The sequence below is a fragment of the Streptomyces calvus genome (genome assembly GCF_006782915.1).
Taxonomy (GTDB): domain Bacteria; phylum Actinomycetota; class Actinomycetes; order Streptomycetales; family Streptomycetaceae; genus Streptomyces; species Streptomyces calvus.
This window is the reverse complement of sequence record NZ_VCNP01000032.1, coordinates 155,940-180,476: the sequence shown is the minus strand read 5'-3', so window position 1 is coordinate 180,476 and position 24,537 is coordinate 155,940. Positions and strand designations below refer to the sequence as shown.

At 73.3% G+C, this 24,537-nt stretch carries 26 protein-coding genes and 1 pseudogene; 14 read left to right on the top strand and 13 right to left on the bottom strand.

Translation table 11 applies throughout. The features are described from left to right. Positions 1 to 103: 103 nt before the first annotated feature. A complete protein-coding gene (locus tag FGW31_RS14775) occupies positions 104 to 949 on the bottom strand; it encodes a DUF3558 domain-containing protein (RefSeq protein ID WP_142193868.1) in 846 nt (281 codons plus the stop codon). Positions 950 to 1,164: 215 nt separating this feature from the next. Between FGW31_RS14775 and FGW31_RS14770 the strand changes: the two genes are divergently transcribed. Next, positions 1,165 to 2,358, top strand: a complete 1,194-nt coding sequence (locus tag FGW31_RS14770) for an RtcB family protein (RefSeq protein WP_142193867.1) — start codon at positions 1,165 to 1,167, stop codon at positions 2,356 to 2,358. Positions 2,359 to 2,401: 43 nt separating this feature from the next. Here FGW31_RS14770 and FGW31_RS35015 read toward each other — a convergent pair whose 3' ends face one another. The 3 genes from FGW31_RS35015 to FGW31_RS14760 form a co-directional block, all read right to left on the bottom strand. Beyond that, on the bottom strand, positions 2,402 to 2,539 hold the full coding sequence (locus tag FGW31_RS35015; RefSeq protein WP_167530065.1) for a hypothetical protein: 138 nt from the start codon (positions 2,537 to 2,539) through the stop codon (positions 2,402 to 2,404). Then, positions 2,539 to 3,315 (bottom strand): SDR family NAD(P)-dependent oxidoreductase, encoded by a 777-nt coding sequence (locus FGW31_RS14765; protein WP_142193866.1) that lies wholly within the window; start codon positions 3,313 to 3,315, stop codon positions 2,539 to 2,541. The genes FGW31_RS35015 and FGW31_RS14765 overlap by 1 nt, the downstream gene beginning before the upstream one ends. Before the next feature lie 94 nt (positions 3,316 to 3,409). Beyond that, the gene (locus FGW31_RS14760) at positions 3,410 to 3,745 is read right to left on the bottom strand and encodes a YnfA family protein (protein WP_142193865.1); all 336 of its coding nucleotides are present in this window, start codon (positions 3,743 to 3,745) and stop codon (positions 3,410 to 3,412) included. Positions 3,746 to 3,865: 120 nt separating this feature from the next. Here FGW31_RS14760 and FGW31_RS14755 point away from each other — a divergent pair, with 120 nt between their 5' ends. Beyond that, positions 3,866 to 4,348, top strand: coding sequence for a MarR family winged helix-turn-helix transcriptional regulator (locus FGW31_RS14755; RefSeq protein WP_142193864.1), 483 nt, complete (start codon positions 3,866 to 3,868; stop codon positions 4,346 to 4,348). A gap of 202 nt (positions 4,349 to 4,550) precedes the next feature. Here the strand turns inward: FGW31_RS14755 and FGW31_RS14745 are convergent, their stop codons facing one another. Genes FGW31_RS14745 through FGW31_RS14735 form a run of 3 tightly spaced genes read right to left on the bottom strand, consistent with a single transcriptional unit; the run spans position 4,551 to position 8,969 of the window. Further along, on the bottom strand, positions 4,551 to 4,943 hold the full coding sequence (locus FGW31_RS14745) for a Pepco domain-containing protein (protein ID WP_142193863.1): 393 nt from the start codon (positions 4,941 to 4,943) through the stop codon (positions 4,551 to 4,553). Continuing rightward, positions 4,915 to 6,186, bottom strand: coding sequence for a CHAT domain-containing protein (locus FGW31_RS14740; RefSeq protein WP_142193862.1), 1,272 nt, complete (start codon positions 6,184 to 6,186; stop codon positions 4,915 to 4,917). Before FGW31_RS14740 ends, FGW31_RS14745 begins: the two co-directional genes overlap by 29 nt. Continuing rightward, positions 6,183 to 8,969, bottom strand: coding sequence for a hypothetical protein (locus FGW31_RS14735; RefSeq protein ID WP_142193861.1), 2,787 nt, complete (start codon positions 8,967 to 8,969; stop codon positions 6,183 to 6,185). The genes FGW31_RS14740 and FGW31_RS14735 overlap by 4 nt, the downstream gene beginning before the upstream one ends. 172 nt (positions 8,970 to 9,141) lie before the next feature. Here FGW31_RS14735 and FGW31_RS14730 point away from each other — a divergent pair, with 172 nt between their 5' ends. The 6 genes from FGW31_RS14730 to FGW31_RS14705 all read left to right on the top strand — a co-directional run bounded on the left by FGW31_RS14730 (position 9,142) and on the right by FGW31_RS14705 (position 15,296). Then, positions 9,142 to 10,242 carry an LLM class flavin-dependent oxidoreductase gene (locus FGW31_RS14730; protein ID WP_142193860.1) on the top strand — a complete coding sequence of 367 codons (1,101 nt, stop codon included), beginning with the start codon at positions 9,142 to 9,144 and terminating at the stop codon, positions 10,240 to 10,242. Further along, the gene (locus FGW31_RS14725; RefSeq protein ID WP_142193859.1) at positions 10,239 to 10,889 is read left to right on the top strand and encodes an FMN reductase; all 651 of its coding nucleotides are present in this window, start codon (positions 10,239 to 10,241) and stop codon (positions 10,887 to 10,889) included. The genes FGW31_RS14730 and FGW31_RS14725 overlap by 4 nt, the downstream gene beginning before the upstream one ends. 73 nt (positions 10,890 to 10,962) lie before the next feature. Next, positions 10,963 to 11,682, top strand: a complete 720-nt coding sequence (locus tag FGW31_RS14720; protein WP_142193858.1) for a response regulator transcription factor — start codon at positions 10,963 to 10,965, stop codon at positions 11,680 to 11,682. Further along, the gene (locus tag FGW31_RS14715; RefSeq protein ID WP_142193857.1) at positions 11,683 to 13,161 is read left to right on the top strand and encodes a HAMP domain-containing sensor histidine kinase; all 1,479 of its coding nucleotides are present in this window, start codon (positions 11,683 to 11,685) and stop codon (positions 13,159 to 13,161) included. A 109-nt stretch (positions 13,162 to 13,270) separates the two neighbouring features. Next, complete coding sequence (locus FGW31_RS14710; protein WP_142193856.1) at positions 13,271 to 14,536, top strand: ArgE/DapE family deacylase; 1,266 nt, start codon at positions 13,271 to 13,273, stop codon at positions 14,534 to 14,536. Between the two features lie 52 nt (positions 14,537 to 14,588). After that, positions 14,589 to 15,296, top strand: a complete 708-nt coding sequence (locus FGW31_RS14705; protein ID WP_142193855.1) for an AAA family ATPase — start codon at positions 14,589 to 14,591, stop codon at positions 15,294 to 15,296. Between the two features lie 244 nt (positions 15,297 to 15,540). Here the strand turns inward: FGW31_RS14705 and FGW31_RS14700 are convergent, their stop codons facing one another. From FGW31_RS14700 to map, 4 genes are all read right to left on the bottom strand, one after another. Continuing rightward, positions 15,541 to 16,164, bottom strand: coding sequence for a DUF4396 domain-containing protein (locus FGW31_RS14700; protein ID WP_142193854.1), 624 nt, complete (start codon positions 16,162 to 16,164; stop codon positions 15,541 to 15,543). Between the two features lie 257 nt (positions 16,165 to 16,421). After that, entirely contained in the window at positions 16,422 to 17,078 is a 657-nt protein-coding gene (locus FGW31_RS14695; protein WP_142193853.1) for a DUF305 domain-containing protein, read from the bottom strand. A gap of 123 nt (positions 17,079 to 17,201) precedes the next feature. Continuing rightward, positions 17,202 to 17,831 (bottom strand): DUF6153 family protein, encoded by a 630-nt coding sequence (locus FGW31_RS35635; RefSeq protein ID WP_142193852.1) that lies wholly within the window; start codon positions 17,829 to 17,831, stop codon positions 17,202 to 17,204. Positions 17,832 to 17,929: 98 nt separating this feature from the next. Next, positions 17,930 to 18,712, bottom strand: coding sequence for a type I methionyl aminopeptidase (gene map, locus FGW31_RS14685; protein ID WP_142193851.1), 783 nt, complete (start codon positions 18,710 to 18,712; stop codon positions 17,930 to 17,932). 329 nt (positions 18,713 to 19,041) lie between these two features. Between map and FGW31_RS14680 the strand changes: the two genes are divergently transcribed. Continuing rightward, positions 19,042 to 20,250, top strand: coding sequence for an MFS transporter (locus FGW31_RS14680; RefSeq protein WP_142193850.1), 1,209 nt, complete (start codon positions 19,042 to 19,044; stop codon positions 20,248 to 20,250). A gap of 314 nt (positions 20,251 to 20,564) precedes the next feature. After that, positions 20,565 to 21,305, top strand: coding sequence for a VOC family protein (locus FGW31_RS14675; protein WP_142193849.1), 741 nt, complete (start codon positions 20,565 to 20,567; stop codon positions 21,303 to 21,305). A 91-nt stretch (positions 21,306 to 21,396) separates the two neighbouring features. On the opposite strand, the gene FGW31_RS14670 is transcribed toward FGW31_RS14675, so the two are convergent. Then, positions 21,397 to 21,816 (bottom strand): arsenate reductase ArsC, encoded by a 420-nt coding sequence (locus FGW31_RS14670; protein ID WP_142193848.1) that lies wholly within the window; start codon positions 21,814 to 21,816, stop codon positions 21,397 to 21,399. 166 nt (positions 21,817 to 21,982) lie between these two features. On the opposite strand from FGW31_RS14670, the gene FGW31_RS14665 reads away from it, so the two are divergent. From FGW31_RS14665 to FGW31_RS36220, 3 genes and pseudogenes are all read left to right on the top strand, one after another. Then, positions 21,983 to 22,291: an ArsR/SmtB family transcription factor gene (locus FGW31_RS14665; RefSeq protein WP_142193847.1), complete on the top strand. Its 309-nt coding sequence runs from the start codon at positions 21,983 to 21,985 to the stop codon at positions 22,289 to 22,291. Further along, positions 22,288 to 23,385, top strand: coding sequence for an ACR3 family arsenite efflux transporter (arsB, locus tag FGW31_RS14660; protein ID WP_142193846.1), 1,098 nt, complete (start codon positions 22,288 to 22,290; stop codon positions 23,383 to 23,385). The genes FGW31_RS14665 and arsB overlap by 4 nt, the downstream gene beginning before the upstream one ends. A gap of 51 nt (positions 23,386 to 23,436) precedes the next feature. Further along, a pseudogene (locus FGW31_RS36220) lies at positions 23,437 to 23,511 on the top strand (hypothetical protein); the annotation flags it as partial. A 411-nt stretch (positions 23,512 to 23,922) separates the two neighbouring features. On the opposite strand, the gene FGW31_RS14640 reads toward FGW31_RS36220, so the two are convergent. Beyond that, positions 23,923 to 24,288 carry an ArsR/SmtB family transcription factor gene (locus tag FGW31_RS14640; protein ID WP_142193845.1) on the bottom strand — a complete coding sequence of 122 codons (366 nt, stop codon included), beginning with the start codon at positions 24,286 to 24,288 and terminating at the stop codon, positions 23,923 to 23,925. Between the two features lie 74 nt (positions 24,289 to 24,362). Here FGW31_RS14640 and FGW31_RS35010 point away from each other — a divergent pair, with 74 nt between their 5' ends. After that, positions 24,363 to 24,533: a hypothetical protein gene (locus FGW31_RS35010; protein WP_167530066.1), complete on the top strand. Its 171-nt coding sequence runs from the start codon at positions 24,363 to 24,365 to the stop codon at positions 24,531 to 24,533. Positions 24,534 to 24,537: the final 4 nt, after the last annotated feature.

Here is a 24,537-nt window from a genome sequence, read left to right as displayed (position 1 = left end):
TGTGGTCGGAACGGGGTCCGAGGGGTCACGGTACGCGGTGCGTCACCCGTGTGGACGTCCTTCGCGTGCTCCGCGCAGGGCGTGAAGGGGCCGTGAACGGCGCTCAGTCGCTCAGCGAATCGGCCAGCTCGGACGCCAGTTTCCGGGCCCTGTCCTGCATTTCCTTGCTGTCCGGGACCACGCCGACGGTCATCGGCTGCTCCGCGTACTCGATGGTCACGATCACGTTGGACGTGCGGAACGCCACAGTCACCGTGCGCTGCTTGGCGGTCGAACCGGAGCTGCTCAGCTCGTCGTCGATGAACGCCTCGTCGCCGAGGTCGTCCAGGACGCGGGGCTGGAGGTCGGACGGGGCGGCGGAGGGCGAGGCCGTCCCGTCCGAGGCGGACGCCGACCCCGAAGGCGACCCCGACGCGGACGCCGACGGCGAGCCGGACGGCGACGAACTCGCCTCCGCGGAGGCGTCGGTGTCCGGAGAGCCGGACTCCGTCACCTTCGGCTCGGGCAGTTGTGCCGCCGTCCGCTTCTCCGCGAAGAGCTGCTCGGCCTGCGCGTCGTCGCTGACGGCGTTGTCGTAGGAGACGATCCGCTCGAGGTCGATCAGCAGGTGGTCGGTGGCCTCGGACGACTCCACCTTCCACCGGCAGCCCACCGTGCGGTCGGTGTCGTAGGTGAGCGTCGCCTCGCCCGCGTACGCCTTCTGGCGCCGCGTCTCGTCCGCCAACTCGTCGATGCCGGGCAGGAGTTCGCGCAGCGTGCGGTCCTCGACCACGCCGCAGGGCTCGGGCAGCGTGGCGTACCTGCCGGGCTGGGCCGCCTGGGTCGCCGTACCGGCGCTGCCCGGGTTGGAGTCGTCCGCCCGGCCGGCGTCGTCCGGACTGCCGGTGCAGCCGGCCAGTACGGCCGCCAGGAGCACGGCGACGCCGGGTACGTACGCCTTCCGCTGCACGGTCGGACTCCTCTCGACGGTGGGTGCGGGCCGGTGCCCGCCGGTCGTTCCAGTGTCCCCGCTGGTTAATCGCTTGCCGCAGGGGGGCGCCTCCCGCAGACAATGTGTATCGCACGCACTGCCGTGGACGCCGGTCCGTCATCCCATTTCGTCGACCTTGGCGCCGGTTTTGCGTTTCAGGGCTTCTGCTGTCTTTCCGGGGGAATGAGGACGTTATGTCGTACGTGGAGCTGCCGGGCGCGAAGGTGCCGATCCGGATGTGGACGGACCCGGCGACCGTGGAGGAGGGCGCGCTCCAGCAGCTGCGGAACGTCGCCACCCTGCCGTGGATCAAGGGCCTGGCGGTGATGCCGGACGTGCACTACGGCAAGGGCGCGACGGTCGGCTCGGTCATCGCGATGCGCGGCGCGGTGTGCCCGGCGGCGGTGGGCGTCGACATCGGCTGCGGCATGTCGGCGGTGCGGACGTCACTGACGGCGAACGACCTCCCCGGTGACCTGTCCCGGCTGCGGTCGAAGATCGAGCAGGTGATCCCGGTCGGCCGGGGCATGCACGACGACCCCGTCGACCCGGGTCGGCTGCACGCCTTCCCGACGGGCGGCTGGGACGACTTCTGGTCGCGGTTCGGCGGCGTGGCGGACGCGGTGAAGTTCCGTGAGGAGCGCGCCACGAAGCAGATGGGAACGCTGGGCGGCGGAAATCACTTCGTGGAGGTTTGCGTCGATACGGAGGGATCCGTCTGGCTGATGCTGCACTCCGGTTCCCGCAACATCGGCAAGGAACTCGCCGAGCACCACATCGGCGTCGCCCAGAAGCTCCCGCACAACCAGGGCCTGGTCGACCGCGACCTCGCCGTCTTCGTCGCGGACACCCCGCAGATGGCGGCGTACCGCAACGACCTGTTCTGGGCGCAGGAGTACGCCAAGTACAACCGCTCGATCATGATGGCGCTCCTGAAGGACGTGGTCCGCAAGGAGTTCAAGAAGGCGAAGCCGGTCTTCGAGCCCGAGATCAGCGCCCACCACAACTACGTGGCCGAGGAGCGCTACGACGGCATGGACCTGCTGGTGACCCGCAAGGGCGCGATCCGCGCGGGCTCCGGCGAGTACGGGATCATCCCCGGGTCCATGGGCACGGGCTCGTACATCGTCAAGGGCCTCGGGAACGCCGCGTCGTTCAACTCGGCGTCGCACGGCGCGGGTCGGCGGATGAGCCGCAACGCGGCGAAGCGCCGCTTCTCCACGAAGGACCTGCAGGAGCAGACGCGGGGCGTGGAGTGCCGCAAGGACTCCGGTGTCGTGGACGAGATCCCGGCCGCCTACAAGCCGATCGAGCAGGTGATCGACCAGCAGCGGGACCTCGTCGAGGTCGTCGCCAAGCTGAAGCAGGTCGTCTGCGTCAAGGGCTGACGCGCGGACCGCGGAACCCGGCGGGCCCCTTCCGGGGGGCCCGCTATTTCGCGTGCGTCACCGCGTAGATCATGACGAACGCGACGATGTGGATGCCGAAGAGGAAGTAGGCGAGGTAGTACCAGACGTACCGTTCGCGTTTCTTCTCCAGGGCCAGGCGGTGCTTCTCGCCGTCCGTCATCAGGACTCCCGGTGCACCTTCGTGTTGGACGCCTGGGCGCGCGGGCGGACGACCAGCAGGTCGATGTTGACGTGCGAGGGGCGGGTCACCGCCCAGGTGATGGTGTCGGCGACGTCGTCCGCGGTGAGGGGTTCGGCGACGCCCTGGTACACCTTGGCGGCCTTCTCCTCGTCGCCGCCGAAGCGGGTGAGGGCGAACTCCTCCGTCCTGACCATGCCGGGCGCGATCTCGATGACGCGCACCGGGCGGCCGACGATCTCCAGCCGCAGGGTCTCGGCGAGGACGTGCTCGGCGTGCTTGGCGGCGACGTAGCCCGCGCCGCCCTCGTAGGTGGCGTGGCCGGCGGTGGAGGAGACGACCACGACCGTGCCGTCGCCGCTCGCGTCGAGCTTGGGCAGCAGGGCCTGGGTGACGTTGAGGGTGCCGAGGACGTTCGTCTCGTACATGGTGCGCCACTGCTCCGGGTCGCCGGTGGCGACCGGGTCGGCGCCGAGCGCGCCGCCGGCGTTGTTGACGAGCACGCCGACGGTCCTGAAGGCGGTGGCGAACTCGTCGACGGCGGCCCGGTCGGTCACGTCGAGCGGGTAGGCGGTGGCCGAGTGGCCGGCCGCGGTGAGCTGCTCGGCCAGCGCCTCGATGCGGTCCTTGCGGCGGGCGGTGAGGACGACGCGGTACCCGGCCTCGGCCAGCCGGCGGGCCGTGGCGGCGCCGATGCCGCTGCTCGCACCCGTGACGACGGCGATACGGGCGGCGGCGGACGGTGCGGCGGTGGCCATGGGCTGCTCCTCGGGCGGCGGGACGGGCGGGCGGTGCGAAGCGCTCCGTCGCGTCAGCATAGGCGGGCCCGGCCGGGAGCGGCGGTGGCGGGCGTCAGCCGTTGCGCGGGGCCCACATGATCACGGCCATGCCGGCGAGGCAGACCAGCGCGCCGGTGATGTCCCACCGGTCCGGGCGGTAGCCGTCGGCGACGACGCCCCACAGGATCGAACCGGCGACGAAGATGCCGCCGTAGGCGGCGAGGACGCGGCCGAAGTGGGCGTCCGGCTGGAAGGTGGCGACGAAGCCGTAGGCGCCGAGGGCGAGGACGCCGCCGGCCATCCACATCCAGCCGCGGTGTTCGCGCAGGCCCTGCCAGACCAGCCAGGCGCCGCCGATCTCCAGCAGCGCGGCGAGGACGAACAGGGCGGCGGAGCGGAGGATCAGCATGCCCGCAGCTTCGCACGCGTCTTGGGGCCGCCCGTGCGTCACCTGATGGACGGCGCCTGCCGGCGGGCCGGTCCGGGGAGGGATGGACCGGTGGCGGACGGACGAGGAGGAGGTGCGCCCATGACGGCGAGCACGCGGGAGGCGCTGCTGGCGGAGCTGGCCGTGGTGTCCCGCCGGTACATGGCCTCGTACGCGCTGTTCAACCAGGCCCTCGCCGACCGGCTGGGTCTGCATCCGACCGATCTGCAGTGCCTGAACCTGCTGACGCTGGAGGGCGGGCCGGTCACGACCGGGCGGATCGCCGAGCTGACGGGTCTGACGACCGGTTCGGCGACCCGGCTGGTGGACCGGCTGGAGCGGGCGGGCCATGTGGTGCGGGAGCGCGACCCGGACGACCGGCGCCTGGTGCTGGTGGCGACGGTGCCGGAGAGGGCCGCCGAGTTCACCCGGGTGTGGGACCGCGTCGGCGGCGGCTGGGTCGCGCTCTTCGACGACCTGGACGACTCCCAACACGCGCTGTTCATCGACCACATGAGACAGACCATGGAGTACGGCGCGGAGCAGGCGGCCCGGCTGCGGTCGGGCGCCGTACGGCCGTACTGACGGCCGGGTTCCGGCCCTGGGGTCTGTCGTTTGGATCAGGTCGGCTGGGAGACGCAGCGCTTCTCAGCCCACCCGAGCGGGGCGTGGTGCGTGCAGCTGCAAGGCGGAGGAGGGCGGCGACGCGGAGCGTCGACAACCGACGACAACGCAGCAGATGTGCGTGCCACGCCCCGCGAAACCGACATGATCCAAACGACAGACCCTAGGGTGCGGGGTCCGGTCGGCGGGTGAAGGTGAAGGTGATGCCCGCCTGCCCGGCGAGTTCGCCTCCGGAGCCCAGCAGGGACACCGTGCCCTTGGCGCTGACCTCGGCGCTGAACGACACCTCGTCGAGCTGGAACTCCCCGGCCCGCTGCGGCAGCGAGGCCAGCACGCCGTGCATCGTGGTGACGAAGTCGTGCAGGCGGGAGCGGAGTTCCTCGGCGGGGATCTCCGCGCGGGCGGTCCGCCATTCCTCCGCGCGGCGGAAGGAGAGCCGGTCGGTGCGGCCGCCCTGGCCGGTGTCCTCCAGGCCGAGGACGGAGACCGTGCCGGCGGCCTCCGGGACCGGCTGCGGTTCGGGGGCGTCAGGAGTGGTCTGCGCGGGCAGGGACATGGGGCTGCTCCTCGGTGGTCGGCTGGATGTGCAGGTCGGGGTCGGCGTAGGCGGCGTAGGCCAGGCCGAGCGGGTTGCCCAGGCTGTGCAGCAGGTGCTGCCGGCTCTCCAGCAGGGCCCGGCCGAGCGGGAGGCGCCGGACGAGGAAACGCTCGTACAGGGCCTCGGAGAAGGCGGCGGCGACGTCGTCCGGGATCTCGGTCTCGGTGCCGATGAACCCGCGGTTGCCGTTCATGAGGAAGAGGTACGGGAAGGACGGCGCGTCCTGGGCGCGCATCCGGCCGGACCCGCAGGCGTTCATCACGACCAGGGGCAGGTCGAAGTCGCGTTCGTCGTGGGTGACGCCGAGCGTGACGAGGTCGGCTCCGAGCGTGCGCAGCGTGGTGCGGGAGTGGCGTCCGGCGCCGCTGAGTTCGATCTCCGCGGCGAGCGGGTCGTCGGAGCGGGTGTAGCAGTGGCAGGCGAAGTGCTGGAGCTGGTCGGGCAGTTCGCGGCGACCGCCGTCGAGGAGGAGACGCGGGTCGAAGATCTGCTCGGCGAGTCCCGGTCCGGTGTCGGCCGCGTGGGGGTAGGGGCCCTCCAGGTCGACGTGGGCGCTCGCGGGGCCGGTGAACCAGGCGAGTTCCGCCATGGCTCCGTCGAGGTGCTCGTAGTACAGGTAGCGGGCGGGCAGCCGGCCCTGCGGTCCGGTGCGCAGGGTGGTGCCGCCGCGGACGGGTGCCGGGAGCATGGCGCGCCGTACGACGCAGGAGAACCCGACGAGGGTCCGGCACGCGGTGACGAAGCCGTCGCGGTTCTCGACGGCGGGTGCCGGGGCGATGCCGAGGAACGGGAGGAACTCCAGGGGGAGGAAGCTGTCCTGAGGGCCGACGCATTCGACGAGCGGCGGGGGCAGCGCGGGGTTGGCGGCCCACGGCAGGGCGGCCCGCCAGAAGTCCTGGAGGCCCTTCAGCACGCGCTGCTGGGCGCCGAACAGGATGAACAGCAGGGTGCGGCCGAGGCCGTGCAGGCTTTGGAAGGCCGGGTCCAGGTCCTTGTCCTCCACCGCGAGCGAACGCAGGTCGTCCTTGAGGCGGGTCAGTCCCGCGTCCAGTTCCTGCCGGGCCCTGTGCAGTGCGTCGCCGCCGACGAGGGTGACGCGCAGCGGCGGCACGCCCTGGCGGCGGGCGGTGAACTCCAGGGTGGCGGCGTCGCGGGTCGTGACGACGCGTACGACGACGTCGGGTGGTTGTGCTCGGTTCATGCGTGGTCCGTGTCTCCGCCCGGTCCGGACGCCTGCGGCGCGGCCACGGTCCCTGTGCCGGTCTCCGCCTCGGCCTCGATCTTCAGGGCGGCGACCTGGATGAGGCGGCCCGCCTGGTACAGCTGGAACCACACCTCGTGGATCCCGGGACGGGCGGGAACGTCGAAGAGGAAGACCGACCGGTCGCTCCGGGTGACGCTCAGGGTCTTGCGGTGAGGTACCGGCGTGAGCGTGGAGCTGTCCACCACGGCGTCGAAGGCCGCGGTGGCGGCGTCCCGGCCGCCCTCGATGCGCACCGGCTCGAACAGGAAGAGGTTCTGGCGTTCGTCGTCGTTGAGGAGGGAGGCCGCGTCGGCGGCCCGTGCCTTGCGCACGACGTGGAGCAGCAGGTGCACCGGGCGGCCCGCGACGGCCTTGATCGTGCCGTTCTCGACCCGCAGCGGCGGCTGGTCGTCCGGCAGCGGCCGGTTCAGTTCGATCGCGAGGTAGCCGGTGAAGTTCGTCAGCGGCGGACCGGTCACCGTGGCCTCGACGGAGGCGCGGACGACCTCGCCGAGTTCCTCGCGGAGGCTGCGCTGCACCTGCGCGAGGTCGCTGCTGAGCCGGGCGCGGACCGGCTCGGCGGCGTTGCGCGCCACGTCCCGGGCGAGCCGGGCCAGGGTCTGCTCGTCGAGGGTGACCGGTGCCGCGCCCGCCATGTTCTCCATGAGGCGGGACACGGCCTGCTCGTCGAGGGTGACCGGTGTGGCGGCGGCGCTTCCGGCCGGTGCTCCGGGGGCGGTGCGTGCCTCGCGTACGGCGGAGCGGATCTCGGCGCGCACGGCGGAGCCGATCTCCTCCCGTACGGCGGAGCGGACCTCCTCGCCGACGGCCGAGCGGAGCGCCTGCACCTCCGCGCGCAGGCCCTTCACGGCCTCGGCGGCAGCCGTCCCGTCCCACTCCTGGCGCAGCCGCGCCGGGCGCCGGTCGGAGGAGTCGCTGCTGAGGGGCCCGGCCAGCAGGATCATGCCCCGGGTGTCCTTCGGCAGCACCAGTCCCATGCGGCGCGCCAGGTCGTAGCGCAGGACGTCGACCGCGTCGCCCTTGGCCCGGCACGCGTCGAGGAGCAGCCGCCGCCCCTGCGCCACCGCGACCGCGGCCAGCAGCAGCGGCCCGAGTGACGCTCCGGTGCCGAGCAGCACGCCGGGGGTGCCGCCGGCCGCCGCGTCGTCCGCCCCCAGCGCGGCCACGGGCAGCCAGACGGCCGCCGTGCACAGGGCGCTCGCGGCGGTGACCCGGCAGGCCAGCACGGCACGCTCGGTGCGCCGCACCCGGCGCCTGACGGTGTCGGAGGCGAGCTCGGCCACCCGGGGCCACATCTCGTCGATGGCCAGGCCGGTGTTCCCCATGGTGTGCCGGTGGACCTCCGTGACGGCCGCGGACCGCAGGGGGTGGGCGAGGCCGCGTCCGGCGGCGGCGAGCACGCGCAGGACGACGGCGAGCGGTCCGGTCCGGCCCCTGGGCCCGTAGGGGAAGTCCCCGGAGTGCATGAAGCGGTTCCGGGCGCGTAGGTACGCGTGGTCGTCGCGGTGGCGGCCGTACCGGTCGTCGCGGTGGCGGCCGTACCGGTCGTCGGCGCCGTAGCGGTGGTCCGGGGTGCCGGGGGATCCGTACCGCTCGTACGGGTCGGGGGTGTGCCGTTCCGCTTCCTCGCGCACGGTGGACAGGACGTGCTGCACCCAGGGCCGCGACGGCGTGGTGTCCAGCCAGGAAAGTGCGGCGGCCTGGACGGCGAGCAGGACGGCGGCCGCGGCGGCGACGGCGCTCGCGCCGAGCAGCACGAGGGGCGCGGAGTCCCAGCCGCTCCAGTCCCGGCCCGCCCAGACCAGGCTCCCCAGCGGTACGGCGAGTCCCACGAGCTGCGCTCCCGGCGGAGCCGCCCCGTCCCACTGGCGGCCGCGCAGCCGCCGCCCGACCAGGAACACCACCGCGGCGACGAGCGCCGCCAACCCTGCCAGGCCGCGCAGCACCTGTCGCCCCGACAGCCACGGCAGGTCGTGCGGCACCGGCAGCAGGACGATGCCGTCCAAGCGGGCGATCGCACCGGCGGCCACGCCGAGGACGCCCAGCGCGGCGGCGAAGCCGAACACCTGGAAGCCGTCGAACTCGGCCATGGCGCCGCGCCCGTCGAGCATCCAGAACCCAGCGGCCACCACGACCACCAGCGCTCCCATGAGCCACGCGAGCCACAGCGGGCCCTGCACGGCGCTGCGCACGGTGAGCCAGCCGCCGCAGACCACGGCGACGCCGAAGGCGGCCCGGGTGCGGCCGCTGTCCGACGGCGTGTGTCCGTTGCCGTAGGTGTGGCTGATGCGGGTGGCGCGCCAGGTGGCGGCGGTGCTCAGGGCGACGGTCAGGCCGGCGGCCGTCCAGGCCGCGCCGTCGGCCTGACCGCGGGCGAAGCGGACGGTGAGCAGCAGCAGCTGCGCGAACAGGGCGGAGGCGAGCAGTCCGGTGACGCGCAGGCGCCGGGCGCGGGAGGCGGGCGGAGCGGTGCGGGCGAGCAGCAGTTCGGCGCAGCCCGCGGTCACCACGGCGAGCACCAGCCAGCCGGCCAGCCCGGCCAGGCCGGAGGCGGTGTCGTGCGCGGGCATGGTCACGGCGTGCGCGGCCCCGGCGGCCGGCGCGCACGCGCCGAGCACGGCGTACACGGCGGCCGCGGCGGCTCCGCCGCTCCTGTTCCGGCTCCGGTCCGGTCCCATCGCCCCTCCGTGCTCCTCCCCGGCGACTGCCAGTATCGCCACCCACCGTGTCCGTGGCAGCACTTCCGGCGAAGTCCACCCCGCTCGACGGCGGTGGTGCGGACGCCGTGCGGAGCGGCAGAGCCGGGCGGGCCGGCGTACCGCGGAATAGCGGGGCCGGTCCGACGGTTCACGGGTATAGTTGAAGCGTCAACAACTTGGAGGGTGAGCGGCCATGCAGTTCGGGATCTTCAGCGTCGGGGATGTCACGCCCGACCCGACCACGGGGCGTACGCCGACCGAGCGCGAGCGGATCAAGGCCATGGTCGCCATCGCGCTCAAGGCCGAGGAGGTGGGCCTGGACGTCTTCGCGACCGGTGAGCACCACAACCCGCCGTTCGTGCCGTCCTCGCCGACCACCATGCTCGGCTACATCGCGGCCCGCACCGAGCGGCTGATCCTCTCCACCTCCACCACCCTGATCACCACCAACGACCCGGTGAAGATCGCCGAGGACTTCGCGATGCTCCAGCACCTGGCCGACGGCCGGGTGGACCTGATGATGGGCCGCGGCAACACCGGACCGGTCTACCCCTGGTTCGGCCAGGACATCCGCCAGGGCATCAACCTCGCCATCGAGAACTACGCCCTGCTGCACCGGCTGTGGCGCGAGGACGTGGTGAACTGGGAAGGAAAGTTCCGCACTCCGTTGCAGGGCTTCACCGCCACGCCCCGCCCGCTGGACGGCGTCCCGCCGTTCGTCTGGCACGGCTCCATCCGCTCCCCGGAGATCGCCGAGCAGGCCGCGTACTACGGCGACGGCTTCTTCCACAACAACATCTTCTGGCCGGCCGACCACACCAAGCGCATGATCGAGCTGTACCGGGCCCGCTACGCCCACTACGGCCACGGCACGCCCGAGCAGGCGATCGTCGGCCTCGGCGGGCAGGTGTTCATGCGGAAGAACAGCCAGGACGCGGTGCGCGAGTTCCGGCCGTACTTCGACGTCGCGCCGGTCTACGGGCACGGGCCCTCGCTGGAGGAGTTCACCGAGCAGACCCCGCTGACCGTGGGCTCGCCCCAGCAGGTCATCGACAAGACGCTGTCGTTCCGCGAGTACGCCGGTGACTACCAGCGCCAGCTGTTCCTGATGGACCACGCCGGACTGCCGCTGAAGACCGTGCTGGAGCAGCTCGACCTGCTCGGCGAGGAAGTCGTGCCGGTGCTGCGCAAGGAGTTCGCCAAGGACCGCCCGGCCGACGTGCCGGACGCCCCCACCCACAGCTCGCTGCTGGCCACCGCCAAGCGGGCGGAGAAGGAAGGAGCGCGGGCATGAGGCTCGTCGTCGTGTCCGCCGGACTGAGCGTGCCGTCGTCGACCCGGCTGCTCGGTGACCGTCTGGCCGCTGCCGCTGCCGCTGCCGCTGCCGCTGCCGCCGCCCCGGCCGCGACCGCCCCGGAGCCCGCTCCCGCCGACGTCCGGGTGATCGAACTGCGCGATCTCGCCGTGGAGATCGCGCACACCTTCACCAACGGCTTTCCCGCGCCGGCGCTGGCCGACGCGTTCGACGCGGTGTCCGGCGCCGACGGGCTGATCGTGGTCACGCCGGTGTTCTCGGCCTCGTACAGCGGGCTGTTCAAGTCGTTCTTCGACGCGCTCGGCGTCACCGACCCCGACGCCCTCACCGGCAAGCCCGTGCTGATCGCCGCGACCGGCGGCACCGCCCGGCACTCCCTCGTCCTGGACCACGCGCTGCGTCCGCTCTTTTCCTACCTGAAGGCCGTCGTCGTCCCCACCGGCGTCTACGCCGCCTCCGAGGACTGGGGCGCCGAAGGGCTGGACGGGCGGATCGAACGCGCGGCCGGGGAGCTGGCGGCGCTGATGGCGGGGTCGCCCACGGTCCGTCCGGCACCGCGGCGGGACTCCTTCGAGGAGGTCGTGCCGTTCGAGCAGCGGCTCGCCGCGCTGCGCCCCGGCGGGTGAGAGCGCAGTAAGAAGCCGGGCCCCGGTGCTCCGCGCCGGGACCCGGCAGCGGCACGGTTGGCAGACTGGGTGCGTGCCCCACACCGTTCTGCTCGCCGAAGACGACCGCGCCATCCGCAACGCCCTGGAGCGTGCCCTGACCCTGGAGGGATACCGGGTGACGGCCGTCGCCGACGGCGTCGAGGCCCTCGCGCAGGCCCACCGCAGCCGGCCCGACGTCCTGGTGCTGGACGTGATGATGCCCGGCATCGACGGACTCCAGGTGTGCCGGGTGCTGCGTGCCGAGGGCGACCGCACTCCCGTGCTGATGCTGACCGCGCTGGTGGAGACCGCCGACCGGATCGCGGGACTGGACGCGGGCGCCGACGACTACGTCGTCAAGCCGTTCGACGTCGAGGAGGTCTTCGCCCGGCTGCGGGCCCTGCTGCGCCGCGCCGCCCCACCCGAACCCGCCCCCGCCCCCGCACCCGAGCCGGAGCCGGACACCTCCGGGCGGTTCCTGGAGGCGGCCGGGCTGCGCATGGACCCGCAGGCCCGCCGGGCCTGGCGCGGCGCACGCGAACTGGAGCTCACCCGCACCGAGTTCGAACTCCTGGAACTGCTGATCCGCCACGCCGGCGTCGTCCTGGAGCACTCCACCATCTACGACCGCATCTGGGGCTACGACTTCGGCCCCGGCTCCAAGAACCTCGCCGTCTACGTCGGCTACCTGCGCCGCAAACTGGACGAGCCCGGCGCGCCCCAGCTGATCCACACGGTGCGCGGGGTGGGTTACGTGCTGCGGGAGGGCTGAGTGTTCCGGCGCGCCGCCGCGGGCGGCCCGGGCCACGCGCACGGCCGGTCCGTCCCGCGCAGGCGGCTGCGGCTGCTGTCGCTGGGCACCACCTTCGCGGTGGCGTTCGCCGCCGTGACCGCCACCGTCACCGTCCTCGTCGGCATCCTGTCCTACAACGCGGCCGCCCGGCTGGTGCGGGTGGACCAGCTGTCCGTGTTCCACGAGGTCGTGCAGGACGTACGGGCCGAGGTGCGGGAGAACCGGATGGCGCCGGTCGACTTCTCCTCCGCCGCGCCCGGCCACGACCTGGTGCGGCCCGCACGCACCGATGTGCAGGTGCTCGGACCGGACGGCAGCGTCTACGACCCCGGCGACCCCGGCCTGCCGGTGGTGGACGCCGACCGCCGGATCGCGGGCGCCGCCACGGCCGGGCAGGTCGTCGAGCACGCGGACGTCGACGTCGGCGACGACGTCTACCGGGTGGCGACCGTCGCACTCGGTGGCGGCCGGGGCGCGGTGCAGATCGCGCAGGAGTTCAGCAACACCGAGGACCTGCTGCGGGCCCTGCAGCGCCGCACGCTCATCCTGATGGCGGCGGTCGTGGTCGGGGCCGGGCTGTTCGGCTGGTGGCTGGCCCGCCGCATCACGCGCCGGCTGGTCGTCCTCACCAACGCCGCCGAGGACGTCGCCCGCACCCGCCGCCTCGGCATCCAGGTGCCCGTCGCCGGCTACGACGAGGTGGGCCGGCTCGGCCGCGCCTTCGACCGCATGCTGGGCCGGCTCGCCCAGTCCGAGGAGGACCAGCGCCGCCTGGTCCAGGACGCCGGCCACGAACTGCGCACGCCCCTGACCTCCCTGCGCACCAACATCTCCCTGCTGCGCCGCATCGACGAACTCCCGCCCGGCACCCGCGAGGAACTCGTCGCCGACCTCACCCAGGAGGCCCGCGAACTCACCGACCTCGTCAACGAACTCGTCGACCTCGCGGCCGGCCAGTCCGACACCGAGCCGCCGCAGCGGGTCGACCTCGCGGAGATCGCCGAGGACGTGGCGGGACTGGCCCGGCGCCGCACCGGCCGCGAGATCGTGGTCAGCGCCTGCGGCGACACCACGACCGACGGGCGGCCCGGGATGCTCACCCGGGCGCTGTCCAACCTGGTCGAGAACGCCGTCAAGTTCGACCGGGACAGCCGCGCGCCCGTCGAGATCCGGGTCGCGGGCCCGGCCCGGCCCGGCACCGTGCGGGTCGAGGTCCGCGACCGCGGACCCGGCATCGCCGACGACGACCTCACCCGCGTCTTCGACCGCTTCTACCGCGCCGCCGACGCCCGGTCCCTGCCCGGCTCGGGCCTCGGCCTGTCCATCGTCCGCGAGGTCGCCCTCGCCCACGGCGGCGCCCCGTACGCCTTCCGCCGCGACGGCGGCGGCACGGTGACCGGGTTCACGGTGGGCGGCGCAGCGGCCGGCGCGGGAACGGACAGTCCGGCGGAGGGGTAGCGGCGGGCGCGGGAACGGACGGCCCGGGGGAGGCGTAGCGGACCGTCCGGGTGCGCAGGTATGCGTGCGGGGGCGGCGGGGTGCCGTCCCGTCGGTGAGGGGAGGGCTCGTGCTGACGGACGAGGAGCAGGCCGCGCTGGCGGCGGTCGACGAGGCGGCGCTGGGGCGCACGCTGCTGGAGCTGGTCGCGGTGCCGAGCGTCACCGGCAGTGCCGCCGAGTCGGAGCTGCAGCACCTGCTGGCCGGGCGGCTGGAACGGCTCGGCACGGAGGTCGACCTGTGGCCGCTGGACCTGCCCGCGCTGCGCGCCGACCCGGACTTCCCGGGCACCGAGGCGCCCCGCGAGGAGGCATGGGGCCTGGTCGGCACCACCCCGGACGGCGGTGACGGCCCGACCCTGATCCTTCAGGGCCACGTCGACGTCGTACCGCCCGGCGACCCCGCCGCATGGCACGGCGACCCGTTCGTGCCCCGGGTGACCGGGGACCTCGTGCACGGGCGCGGCACCTGCGACATGAAGGCCGGGCTCGCCGCGCACCTCGCCGCCCTCGCGGCGATACGCACGGCCGGCATACGGCTGCGCGGCCGCGTCGCCGTGCACTGCGTCGTCGGCGAGGAGGACGGCGGGCTCGGCGCCTTCGGCACGCTGCGGCGCGGCCACCACGGCGACGCCTGCGTCATCGCCGAACCCACCGCGGGCACTTTGATCACCGCCAACGCGGGCGCGCTGACCTTCCGCCTCGCCGTACCCGGCCGGGCGGCCCACGGCAGTGCGCGCGAGCAGGGCGTCAGCGCCGTCGACGCCTATCTGCCGCTGCACCGGGCGCTGGCCGCGCTGGAGACCGAACGCAACCGGGACCCGGCCCCGCTGCTCGCCGAGTACCCGATCCCCTACGGGCTGTCGGTGGGCACGCTGCGCGCCGGGGACTGGGCGAGCAGCGTGCCCGACCTGCTCGTCGCCGAGGGCCGGTACGGCGTGCGGCTGGGCGAGGACCCGGCCGAGGCGCGCGCCGCGTTCGAGGAGTGCGTGGCGCGGGCGTGCGCCGCCGACCCGTGGCTGCGGGACCATCCGGCCACGGTGAGCTGGCCGGGCGGACAGTTCGCGAGCGGCCGGCTGCCCGAGGGGCACCCGCTGGCGGACGTGGTCGGGACCGCGCACGCCGACGCGACGGGCAGCGCACGGCCCCGGCAGCGCGGGGCGACGTACGGCAGCGACCTGCGGCACTACGCCGGCGCCGGCATCCCCACGCTCCAGTACGGGCCCGGCGACATCGCGGTGGCGCACAGCGAACGCGAGCACGTGAACCTGCGTGAGGTGGCGCAGGCGGCGCGGACGCTGGTGCTGACGGTGCTGCGGACCGTGGGGACGAAGTGAAGGTGCCGGTGGCCGCCCGGCGACGGCCGCCGGCCCGTGGCAGACTCGACCCGTGATCATCGAACGTGTGTACGTGCACGGTGGTGGGTGCGACGAGGGGGAGTGGCCCTGGTCCGTTCCCTGCGTGCGGCAACTCCTCGACGGCGGGCTGCGGTTCACCGCCCCGGTGACGTTCGTCGTCGGGGAGAACGGCTCGGGCAAGTCGACCCTGGTCGAGGCCCTCGCCGAGGGCTTCGGCCTGGACCCCTGGGGCGGCTCGCACGAATGGCGCTACGCGAGCCACCGCGCCAAGTCCGTCCTGGGCGAACGCATCCGCTTCGACGCGGCCCCGCGCGGCCGCCGGATGATGGCCTCCTGGTCCGCCCGGCAGGGCTTCTTCCTGCGCGCCGAGACGGCACTGGACGCCCTCGGCCGGGAAGGTCTCGCGCCCGACGCGCGCAGCCACGGCGAAGGGTTCCTCGCGGCGTTCCGGGACAAGTTCCTGCGGCCCGGCCTGTATGTGCTGGACGAGCCCGAGGCGGCCCTGTCCTTCTCCTCCTGCCTCGAACTGATCGGCCACATCGACCAGTTGACGCGCGCGGGCGCGCAGGTCGTGTGCGCCACCCACTCCCCGCTGCTGACCGCGCTCCCCGGCGCGGACATCGTCGAGGTCGGCGACCACGGCATCCGCCGCACCTCCTGGAACGACCTGGCCCTGGTCGACCACTGGCGCCGCTACCTCACCGACCCGTCGGCCTACCTCCGGCACGTACTGGACTGACGCGCGGGCGGGACGGGCCGACGGGGGCGGCGGGGCGGTTCGGCGGCGGGGGCGGTGGGGCGGTGCGGCGGCGGGGGCGGTGGGGTTGTTTTCGGGCGGGTTGGCCCGGGGGGGTAATGGGGCTGGTTCCGGGTGGGTCGGCCCGGACGGGTGGTTGGGGTCGTTTCCCGGGTGGAGCGGCTCGGAGGGTGGATGGGGTTGTTTCCGGCGGGTCGGTCCGGAGGGGCGGTGGGGTCGGCGGGTGTCAGTGGTAGGCGTGGACCACGGCGTGGCCCTTGCCGCGGCCGATCATCCACTTGTTGACCGGTGTGGTGATCACGAACGCCACGGCGAAGCCGCCGAGCAGCGCCGACCAGAACAGCCCGTCCGACAGGTGCGCGTCCATCGCGCCCGGCGTCAGCGCGATGATCGCGTTGTCGACCAGTTCCATCACCGCGATGGAAACGGTGTCGGCGGCCAGCGCGACCTTGATCGCCGCCTTCAGGGACACCCCGGCGCGGACCACCGCGAAGAGGGTGAAGGAGTAGCCGAAGATGAAGGCGAGCGTGATCGCCAGGGCCATCGTCGGCACGTTGTCCCACAGCAGGGCGGTGCCGATGACCATGCCGAGGATCTCGCCGATCGCACACCCGGTGAGGCAGTGCAGCGTGGCCTTCACGGCGGTGCCCCACGTGGCGCCGTGCGTGTGGCCGGCCGTGTGTGCGGCGTGGTCGTGCGTGGCCTGGTCATGTGTGGCGTGGTCAGGTGTGGGGCCGTCGTGTGTGGCGTGGTCATGTGTGGCCCGGTCATGTGTGGTGCGGTCACGTGTCGTGCGGTCGTGCGCCGTGTGGTCGTGTGCGGCACCGGAGTGGTGCGTGCTGTGGTCCATGACCGTCATCCCCATTCGGCTTTTCTGTGGGACCCGTGCGGGACCTTGTCGGCCCCACGACGGAAACCGTATACCCCCCAGGGGTATTCCGGTAGGGGTCGGGAACGTACCCGGAGCGGGGTCGGCGGCGTACCGGAGCGTGCGGTGCGGGGCCGTACCGGCAGCGTGCGGGGCGGGCACCTCGGGTACCCGCCCCGCGCCGGGGCGATCGTGCGGCGACCGGGCCGCGGTGGAGTGGTGATCCGGGGATCGAGTGATCAGCCCTTGCCGAGGAACTCGTTCATCTGCTCGATCTCGGCGCTCTGCGAGGCGATGATCCGGGCGGCCAGCTTCCGCGCCGGGGCGTGCGCGCCGTCGGCCTGCTCGGTCTCCGCCATCTCGACCGCACCTTCGTGGTGCTTGATCATCATCTCCATGAAGGCGGTGTCGAAGGCCTCGCCGGAGAGGCCCTCCAGCTCGCCCATCTCCTCGTCCGTCATCATTCCGGCCATGCCGTGCGCGCCGTGCCCGGAGTGGTTCGGGGCGCCTTCCGCCGGGACCTCCTCGCCCCACGAGGTCAGCCAGCCGGAGAGCGTCCTGATCTCCGGGGCCTGGGCCTTCTTGATGTCGGCGGCGAGCTTCTTCACCTCGGCCGAGCGGGCCCGGTCGGGCGCGAGGTCGGCCATCTCGACGGCCTGGCGGTGGTGCGGGATCATCCCCTGCGCGAACGCCACGTCCGCGGCGTTGTGCCGCCCCTGCGAGGCGGACGGGGAAGCGGGCGTGGAGGCGGACTCGGACGCGGAGGCGTGGTGCCCGCCGTGTCCGGCCGCGCCGGTGTCGTCTCCGTCGCCGCCGCAGGCGGCCAGGACGAGCGCCGCCGCGCCCGCGGTGACGACGGCGGCGGTACGGCGGAGGAGGGAACGCTTGCGGATCATGGTGCAACTCCTTCTCCCGCGCGCCGTTCGTGAGGCGCGCGGTCGGTGCGGATCTGAGGACGTGCGCGGGCACGGCACCCGTCACCGGTGGTCACCGGGGCAGGGGGTGCCGGGCGGGTCGCTCTATATCCGCAGGAGTTGCAGTTCGGAGAGGTCGGGCGGCGCCCGGCCGTGACGAGGGGAGACCGCGGCCGCCGTGACGGCGGGTGCGGCGGCGGGTGCGTCCACGACGGCGCCCGCCTGCGCCGGCGGCGTGTACGTCGAACCGGTCCCGGCGGCGGCACACGCCCCGTCGGCGTGATCGAGGTGCCCCGAGCCGCCGTCCGTGTGCGCGCATCCGCCGTTCGCGTGCGGTACGCCGTCCGGCGCGGGCGCCACGCTGTCGTGGCTGCCGTACGTGTGCGGGCCACCGGAGTGCGTCGTGACCGAGTGCGCGGCACCGGAGTGCACGGGGCCGGTGTGTACGGGGCCGGCGTGTACGGGGCCTGTGTGCGCGCTACCGGCGTGCACGGCAGCGGCGTGAGCTGCACCGGCGTCCGTGGCAGCGGCGTGCGGGCCACTGGCGTCCGTGGCGGCGGCGTACGGGCCACCGGTGTACGTGCCACCGGCGTGCGGGCCGTTCGAGTGCGGTGTCGGGACTCCGCCCGGGGCGAGGCCGTGCATGCCGAGCACACCGGCGAGAACCGACAGCACCAGCAACACGAGCAGCCGCCCCGCGGGACGGCTGCTCGTCGTGCTGGTGCTCCTGGTCACGAGCCCATCGTAGGGGCACGCCCGCGTACGGCTCGGCGGCCGGTGCTCGGCGCGGTGGCCGTTCTGGCGGCGGAGCGCGTCCGGGCCCGGTCAACCGCTCACGGCCGCGCCCGTTCCGGGAGGGTGAGGATCTCCGCTCCGTCCTCGGTGACGGCGATCGTGTGCTCACTGTGGGCCGTCCGGCAGCCCGTCGCGCTGCGGAGCGTCCACCCGTCGGCGTCGGTGACGAGCCGGGCGGTGTCCGCCATGACCCACGGCTCCAGCGCCAGCAGCAGCCCCGGCCGCAGTTTGTAGCCCCGACCCGGCCGGCCGGTGTTCGCGACGTGCGGGTCCTGGTGCATCGTCGATCCGATGCCGTGGCCGCCGAACTCGGTGTTGATCCGGTATCCGGCCTCGCTGAGGACGGTGCCGATGGCGTGGGAGATGTCGCCGATGCGGGCGCCGGGTCCGGCGGCGGCGATCCCGGCGGCCAGCGCGCGTTCGGTCGCGCTGATCAGCGCGACGCTCTCCGGCGGCCGGGCGTCGCCCACGAGGAAGCTGATGGCGGCGTCCGCGGCGACTCCGTCCAGGGAGACGGCGAGGTCGAGCGTCAGCAGGTCCCCGTCGGCGAGGGTGTAGTCGTGCGGCCGTCCGTGGAGCACGGCGTCGTTGACGGCCGTGCAGATGTAGTGGCCGAACGGGCCGCGTCCGAAGGACGGTTCGTAGTCGACGTAGCACGACTGCGCCCCCGCCTCGACGATCATCTCCTTGGCCCACCGGTCGATCTCCAGGAGGTTCGTGCCGACCGCGCTGCGGCTCCTCAGCGTCTCCAGGATGTCGGCGACCAGGGCGCCGGTGTCTCTCGCCCGGGCCAGCAGGGTGGGGTTCAGGATCTCGATCATGCGGCGCCCTTCTGCGTCCTTCTCATGCAGCCAATTACTATACCGGCCATACTATACCGGTGATTAATTGGACCCCGGCCTCCAGGGAGCGGGAACGTGCGCACGCGACTGTCACTCAATGGCGCCTACAACTAAGGTCGGCTTTCGGCCGCGCCGGGATCGGACCGGAGACGGCCGGTGAAAGCCGGTGCCGGAGGAGGCCACGGACGACCGGTGCCGGTGGAGGCCACGGACGGCCGGTGACGGTGCCGGCCGGTGACGACCGGTGCCGGTGGAGGCCGGTGACGGCCGTAGGGGCAGGCCACGACTCGGTCCGAGGGGGCGCAACGGTGAACGTCGGGACGCAACGCGGTGCGATCGCCGCCGTGCAGGTGTTCGGCCTCGCGGTGTGGTTCTCCATGTCGGCGGTGGTGCCCAGCCTGCGGGCCGACTGGGGGCTCACCGCCGGCGGCGCGGTGTGGCTGACGGCCTCCGTGCAGTTCGGCTTCGTCGCCGGGGCGGTGGCATCGACGGCCCTGAACCTGGCGGACCGCGTCCCGGCCCACCGCCTGCTCGCCGCCAGTGCCGCGGCGGCCGCCGTCTGCACCGCGGTGCTGGCCCTGTGCGCCGACGGGCCGGCCGTCGCCGTCCCGCTGCGCTTCCTGACCGGCGTGTTCCTCGCCGGTGTCTACCCCACCGGCATGAAGCTCATGGCCTCCTGGGCGGGCAGCGCCGGACGGGGCCGGACCATGGGCGTCCTCATCGGCGCCCTCACCCTCGGCTCCACGCTTCCGCACCTCATCGCCGGGCTGGGCTCACTGCCCTGGCGCGGGGTGCTGCTCACCGCGGCGGCGGCCGGTCTCGCGGGCGCCGTCATCGCGCTGCTGCTGGTCAGGCTCGGCCCCCACGCGGCGCCGACCGCACCCGCCCGCAATCCCCGCTACGCGCTGACCATGTTCACCGAACGCGGCCCGCGGCTCGCCAACCTCGGCTATTTCGGCCACATGTGGGAGCTCTACGCCCTGTGGACGTGGATCCCGGCCTTCCTGCTGGCGGCCCCGGCCGCGGACGAACTCCCGGGCTCGGTCGCCGTCACGGTGTTCCTCACCATGGGGATCGGCGGCGCGGCCGGCTGCCTGCTCGGCGGCTGGGGCGCGGACCGTTTCGGCCGCCCGCCCGCCGCCATGGCGGCGCTCCTCACCAGCGGCCTGTGCTGCCTGCTCTCACCGTTCCTCTTCCAGGCGCCGCCGCCGCTCCTGTTCGCCTTCTGCGCGCTGTGGGGCGCCGCGGTCATCGCGGACTCGGGGGTGTTCTCGACGGCGTTGAGCGAGGTCGCCGACCACCGCTACATCGGGACGGCCCTCACCGGGCAGACCGCGATCGGGTTCGCCCTCACCGTCGTCACCATCCAGCTCATTCCGCTCCTGGCCGACGCCATCGGCTGGAACCTCGCCTTCCTCCTGCTCGCGCCCGGCCCTCTCGCCGGCGCCCTGGCCATGCGCGCCTTCGGCAGAACAGCCGCCCGCTCCCCGCGGGGCGCCGGCGGCTCCACGGCGTGACCCGTGCGCCGGGCAGTGCCGTACGGCCGTGAGCGGACCGGATGCCGGGACGAGACCGGTTACCCGGGCGCGACCGGTTGCCGCGGCGCGACGGGATGCCCGTCGCGGGGCCGGATGCCCGTCGCGGGGCCGGATGCCGCCGACGCGACCGGATGCCCTGAGCGGACCGGATGCCGCCGGCGCGACCGGATGCCGTCGCGGAGCCGGATGCCGTGACGCGACCGGTTGCCGTGGTGCGACCGGTTGCCGTGGTGCGACCGGTTGCCGTGGTGCGACCGGGTGCCGTCGTGTGGACGGTGCATAGGATCCCCGGCATGGCTGTGAGACCCGTGCAGGTGAACATCAAGGCCCTCGACGGCCTGGCGGTCGGCCGCTTCTGGGGCGCGGCGCTCGGCTGGAGCGTTTTCCGGCCCGGTGTCACCACCTACGTCGGACCCGGCGACGACGTCGTCTGGCCCGACCCGGTCTTCGTCTGCGTCGACGTCGTTCCCGTCCCGGAACCCAAGACGGCGACGAAGAACCGTGTGCACCTCGACCTCGCCACCACGTCCGCCGCTCAGCAGGCGGAGTTGGTCGCGCGGCTGCGCGCGCTCGGCGCGACGCCCGTCGACGTCGGCCAGGGCGACGTGCCGTGGACGGTCCTCGCCGATCCCGAGGGCAACGAGTTCTGCGTGCTGGAGCCCCGGGAGACCTACCGGGACACCGGGCCGATCGCCGCGGTGGTGGTCGACTGCGCGGATCCGCGGGCCATGGCCGGGTTCTGGGGCGAGGCGATGGACTGGACGCTGCACGAAGTGACCGACGACCGTGCGGTGTTCCGCTCCGCCGAAGGCACCGGCCCGTATCTGGAGTTCCTCCGTACGCCCGACGTGAAGACCGTCCCGGACCGCGTCCACCTCGACCTGCTGCCGTGTCCCGGTGACGACAAGGAGGCGGAGGTGGCCCGGCTGCGGGCGCTCGGCGCCACCGACATCGACCTGGGCCAGGGCGACGTGCCGTGGACGTGCCTGGCCGACCCGGAGGGCCACGAGTTCTGCGTCCTCGCCCCGTCCTGACACGGAGCGAGCCGGGCGCCGGGCGGGGTGCCGCCGCCGACCGGGCCGCGCCGCCGGCGAGCCCGTCGCCGGGCCGCGTGGCGCCGTTCGGTCAGGCCTGCCGCTGTGCGTCGATCTCGGCGACGAGGGCCTCGATGCGGGTCCTGATCTCGTCGCGGATGGGGCGGACGGCCTCGACGCCCTTGCCGGCCGGGTCCTCCAGGGCCCAGTCCAGGTACTTCTTGCCGGGGAAGACCGGGCAGGCGTCGCCGCAGCCCATGGTGATGACGTAATCGGACGCCTGGACGGCCTCCGTGGTGAGGACCTTCGGCCGGGCGTCGGCGATGTCGATGCCGACTTCCTGCATGGCCTCGACGGCGGCCGGGTTGACCCGGTCGCCGGGGACGGAACCCGCGGAGCGGACCTCGATGCGGTCGCCCGCGAGGTGGTGCAGGAATCCGGCGGCCATCTGGGAGCGTCCGGCGTTGTGGACGCAGACGAACAGCACGGAGGCGAGCGGAGCGGAGGACATGCGTTCTTCCTTCACGAAAGCGGTGGCAGACGGTGCGGCGGGGTTCAAGTGTTCAGGTGCTCGGCAAGCCGGCGAACGGGTCGGCGAACGGCCGGCGAGCAGGTCGACGGGCCCACGGGTCAGCCCCGGCTGGTATCAGCGCCGGATGATGTGACAGTATCAGCCCATGATGACGTCAGTCGACACTGACCTGATCCGGGTGCTGGCCGACCCGCTCAGGCTGCGGATCGTGACCCTGCTCGCCCGCGAGACCCTGTGCACCACCCACCTCGTCGAGGAGACCGGTGCCCGGCAGACCAACCTCTCCAACCACCTGAGGGTGCTGCGCGAGGCCGGGGTCGTGGAGACCGAGCCGTGCGGGCGCTTCACCTACTACAAGCTCCGCGCGGACGTCATCGCCCAGCTCGCCGGGCAGTTCGCCGACCTGGCCGAACAGGCCCGTACCGCCGCCGACAACAAGAGGGCCTGCCCGTGACCCGCACCGAAGCGCCCGCGACGGCCCGGGAAGCGTCCGTCGTCGCCAAGCTGTCCACGCTCGACCGCTACCTCGCGGTGTGGATCCTCATCGCCATGGCCGTCGGCCTCGGGCTCGGACGGGTGGTTCCCGGACTGAACGACGCGCTGGCGAAGGTGGAGGTCGGCGGGATCTCCCTGCCGATCGCCCTCGGCCTGCTGGTCATGATGTATCCGGTCCTCGCCAAGGTCCGCTACGACCGGCTGGACGCCGTCACCGGTGACCGCAAGCTGATGATCTCCTCGCTGGTCATCAACTGGATCCTCGGTCCCGCGGTCATGTTCGCGCTGGCGTGGATCTTCCTGCCGGACCTGCCCGAGTACCGCACCGGACTGATCATCGTGGGCCTGGCCCGCTGCATCGCCATGGTGATCATCTGGAACGACCTCGCGTGCGGCGACCGCGAGGCCGCGGCCGTGCTCGTCGCGCTGAACTCGGTGTTCCAGGTCCTGGCGTTCGGCCTGCTGGGCTGGTTCTACCTCGACCTGCTGCCCGGCTGGCTGGGCCTGGGCGACGGGGAGCGCCTGGACATCTCGACGGCGGAGATCGCCCTGAACGTGGCCGTCTTCCTGGGCGTCCCGCTGCTGGCCGGCTTCCTGACTCGCCGGATCGGCGAGAAGAGGATGGGCCGAGACGGCTACGAGCAGCGCTTCCTGCCGAAGATCGGACCGTGGGCGCTGTACGGGCTGCTGTTCACGATCGTCATCCTCTTCGCCCTCCAGGGCCGGACGATCACCTCGCAGCCGCTGGACGTCGCCCGGATCGCGCTGCCGCTGCTGGTCTACTTCGCGGTCATGTTCTTCGGCACCTTCCTCCTCGGCAAGGGCCTCGGGCTCGCCTACGACCGGACCACGACGCTGGCGTTCACCGCGGCGGGCAACAACTTCGAGCTGGCCATCGCGGTCGCCATCGCCACCTTCGGCGTCACCTCCGGGCAGGCCCTGTCCGGCGTCGTCGGACCGCTCATCGAAGTCCCTGTCCTGATCGGCCTGGTCTACGTCGCGCTCGCCTGGCGCAAGAAGTTCACCACCGACACGGTGCCGACGACTCCGTGACCCGGCACGTGGACGCGATGGTGGCCGTGCGGCGTCCGGGCAGGGCTCGCCGCCGGCCACCACCTGCGCCGCAAGGGCCTCGACTTCACCGTTCTCGACGCCGAACCGGTGCCGGGCGGGTCATGACCCCGTAGCGCCCTCGACGAAGGCCGCGGCGACACCGGCGGTGACGCCCCACTCGGAGACGTCACCGCCGTCCCGCCGGTCCGCGCCGCCGGACTGCTGCGAGCCCGTCCGATGTTCCGCACCGCCTGCGCCGCCGGACTGCTGCGAGCCCGTCCGAGGTCTCGCGCCGTCCGAGCCGCCGGATCCTGCGACTCCGTCCGAGGTTCCGCGCCGTCCGAGCCGGATTCCTGCGACTCCGTCCGAGGTTCCGCGGCGCCCGCGCTGCCCGACTCCTGCGGGCTCGTCCGAGGTTCCGTCGGCTCACCGTCACCGGCGTCCAGTGGTCCGACGGCGGCCGGTCGGACGCGGACGCGATGGTCTGGTGCACCGGCTTCCGGCCCGCTCCCCGGTGACGGGCCGGCTCGGCGGCGGTCAGCCGCGCAGGTCGAGCATGGCGGCCATGGCCGCCACCACGGACGGCGCCACCTGGTAGTACACCCAGGTGCCGCGCCGCTCGGACGTCAGCAGGCCGGCCTCGCGCAGCTTCTTCAGATGGTGGGAGACGGTCGGCTGGGAGACGCCGACATCGGCGATGTCGCACACGCAGGCCTCCCCGCCCGGATGGGAGGCCACCTTGGAGAACAGCCGCAGGCGCACCGGGTCCGACAGCGCCTTGAACATCGCGGCCATCTTCTCCGCGTCCGCCTGCGACAGCTCCCCGGCCGTGATCGGCGGGCAGCACGGCACCACGCCGCCCTCCTCCAGGACGCGCAGCTCCACAACCTCTGACTTCGACATGCGTCTATGTTGACACCCGTCTATACGAGTGGCAAGCTCCGTTGTATCGACAGACGTCGAAGCAAGGAGTCGTCGTGCCGACCACCCTCCGCGCCGCACTCACCGCCACCCGCGCCCGCCGCACCGCCCGCCACCGCGCCGGCGTCCGCTTCCGCGCCCGCCGCGCCCGGGTGAGCGACAGCGCCACCCGCGCCGCCGCACACCGCCGGCACACCCGTCCGACCGTCCTCACCCACGCGCGCTGACCCC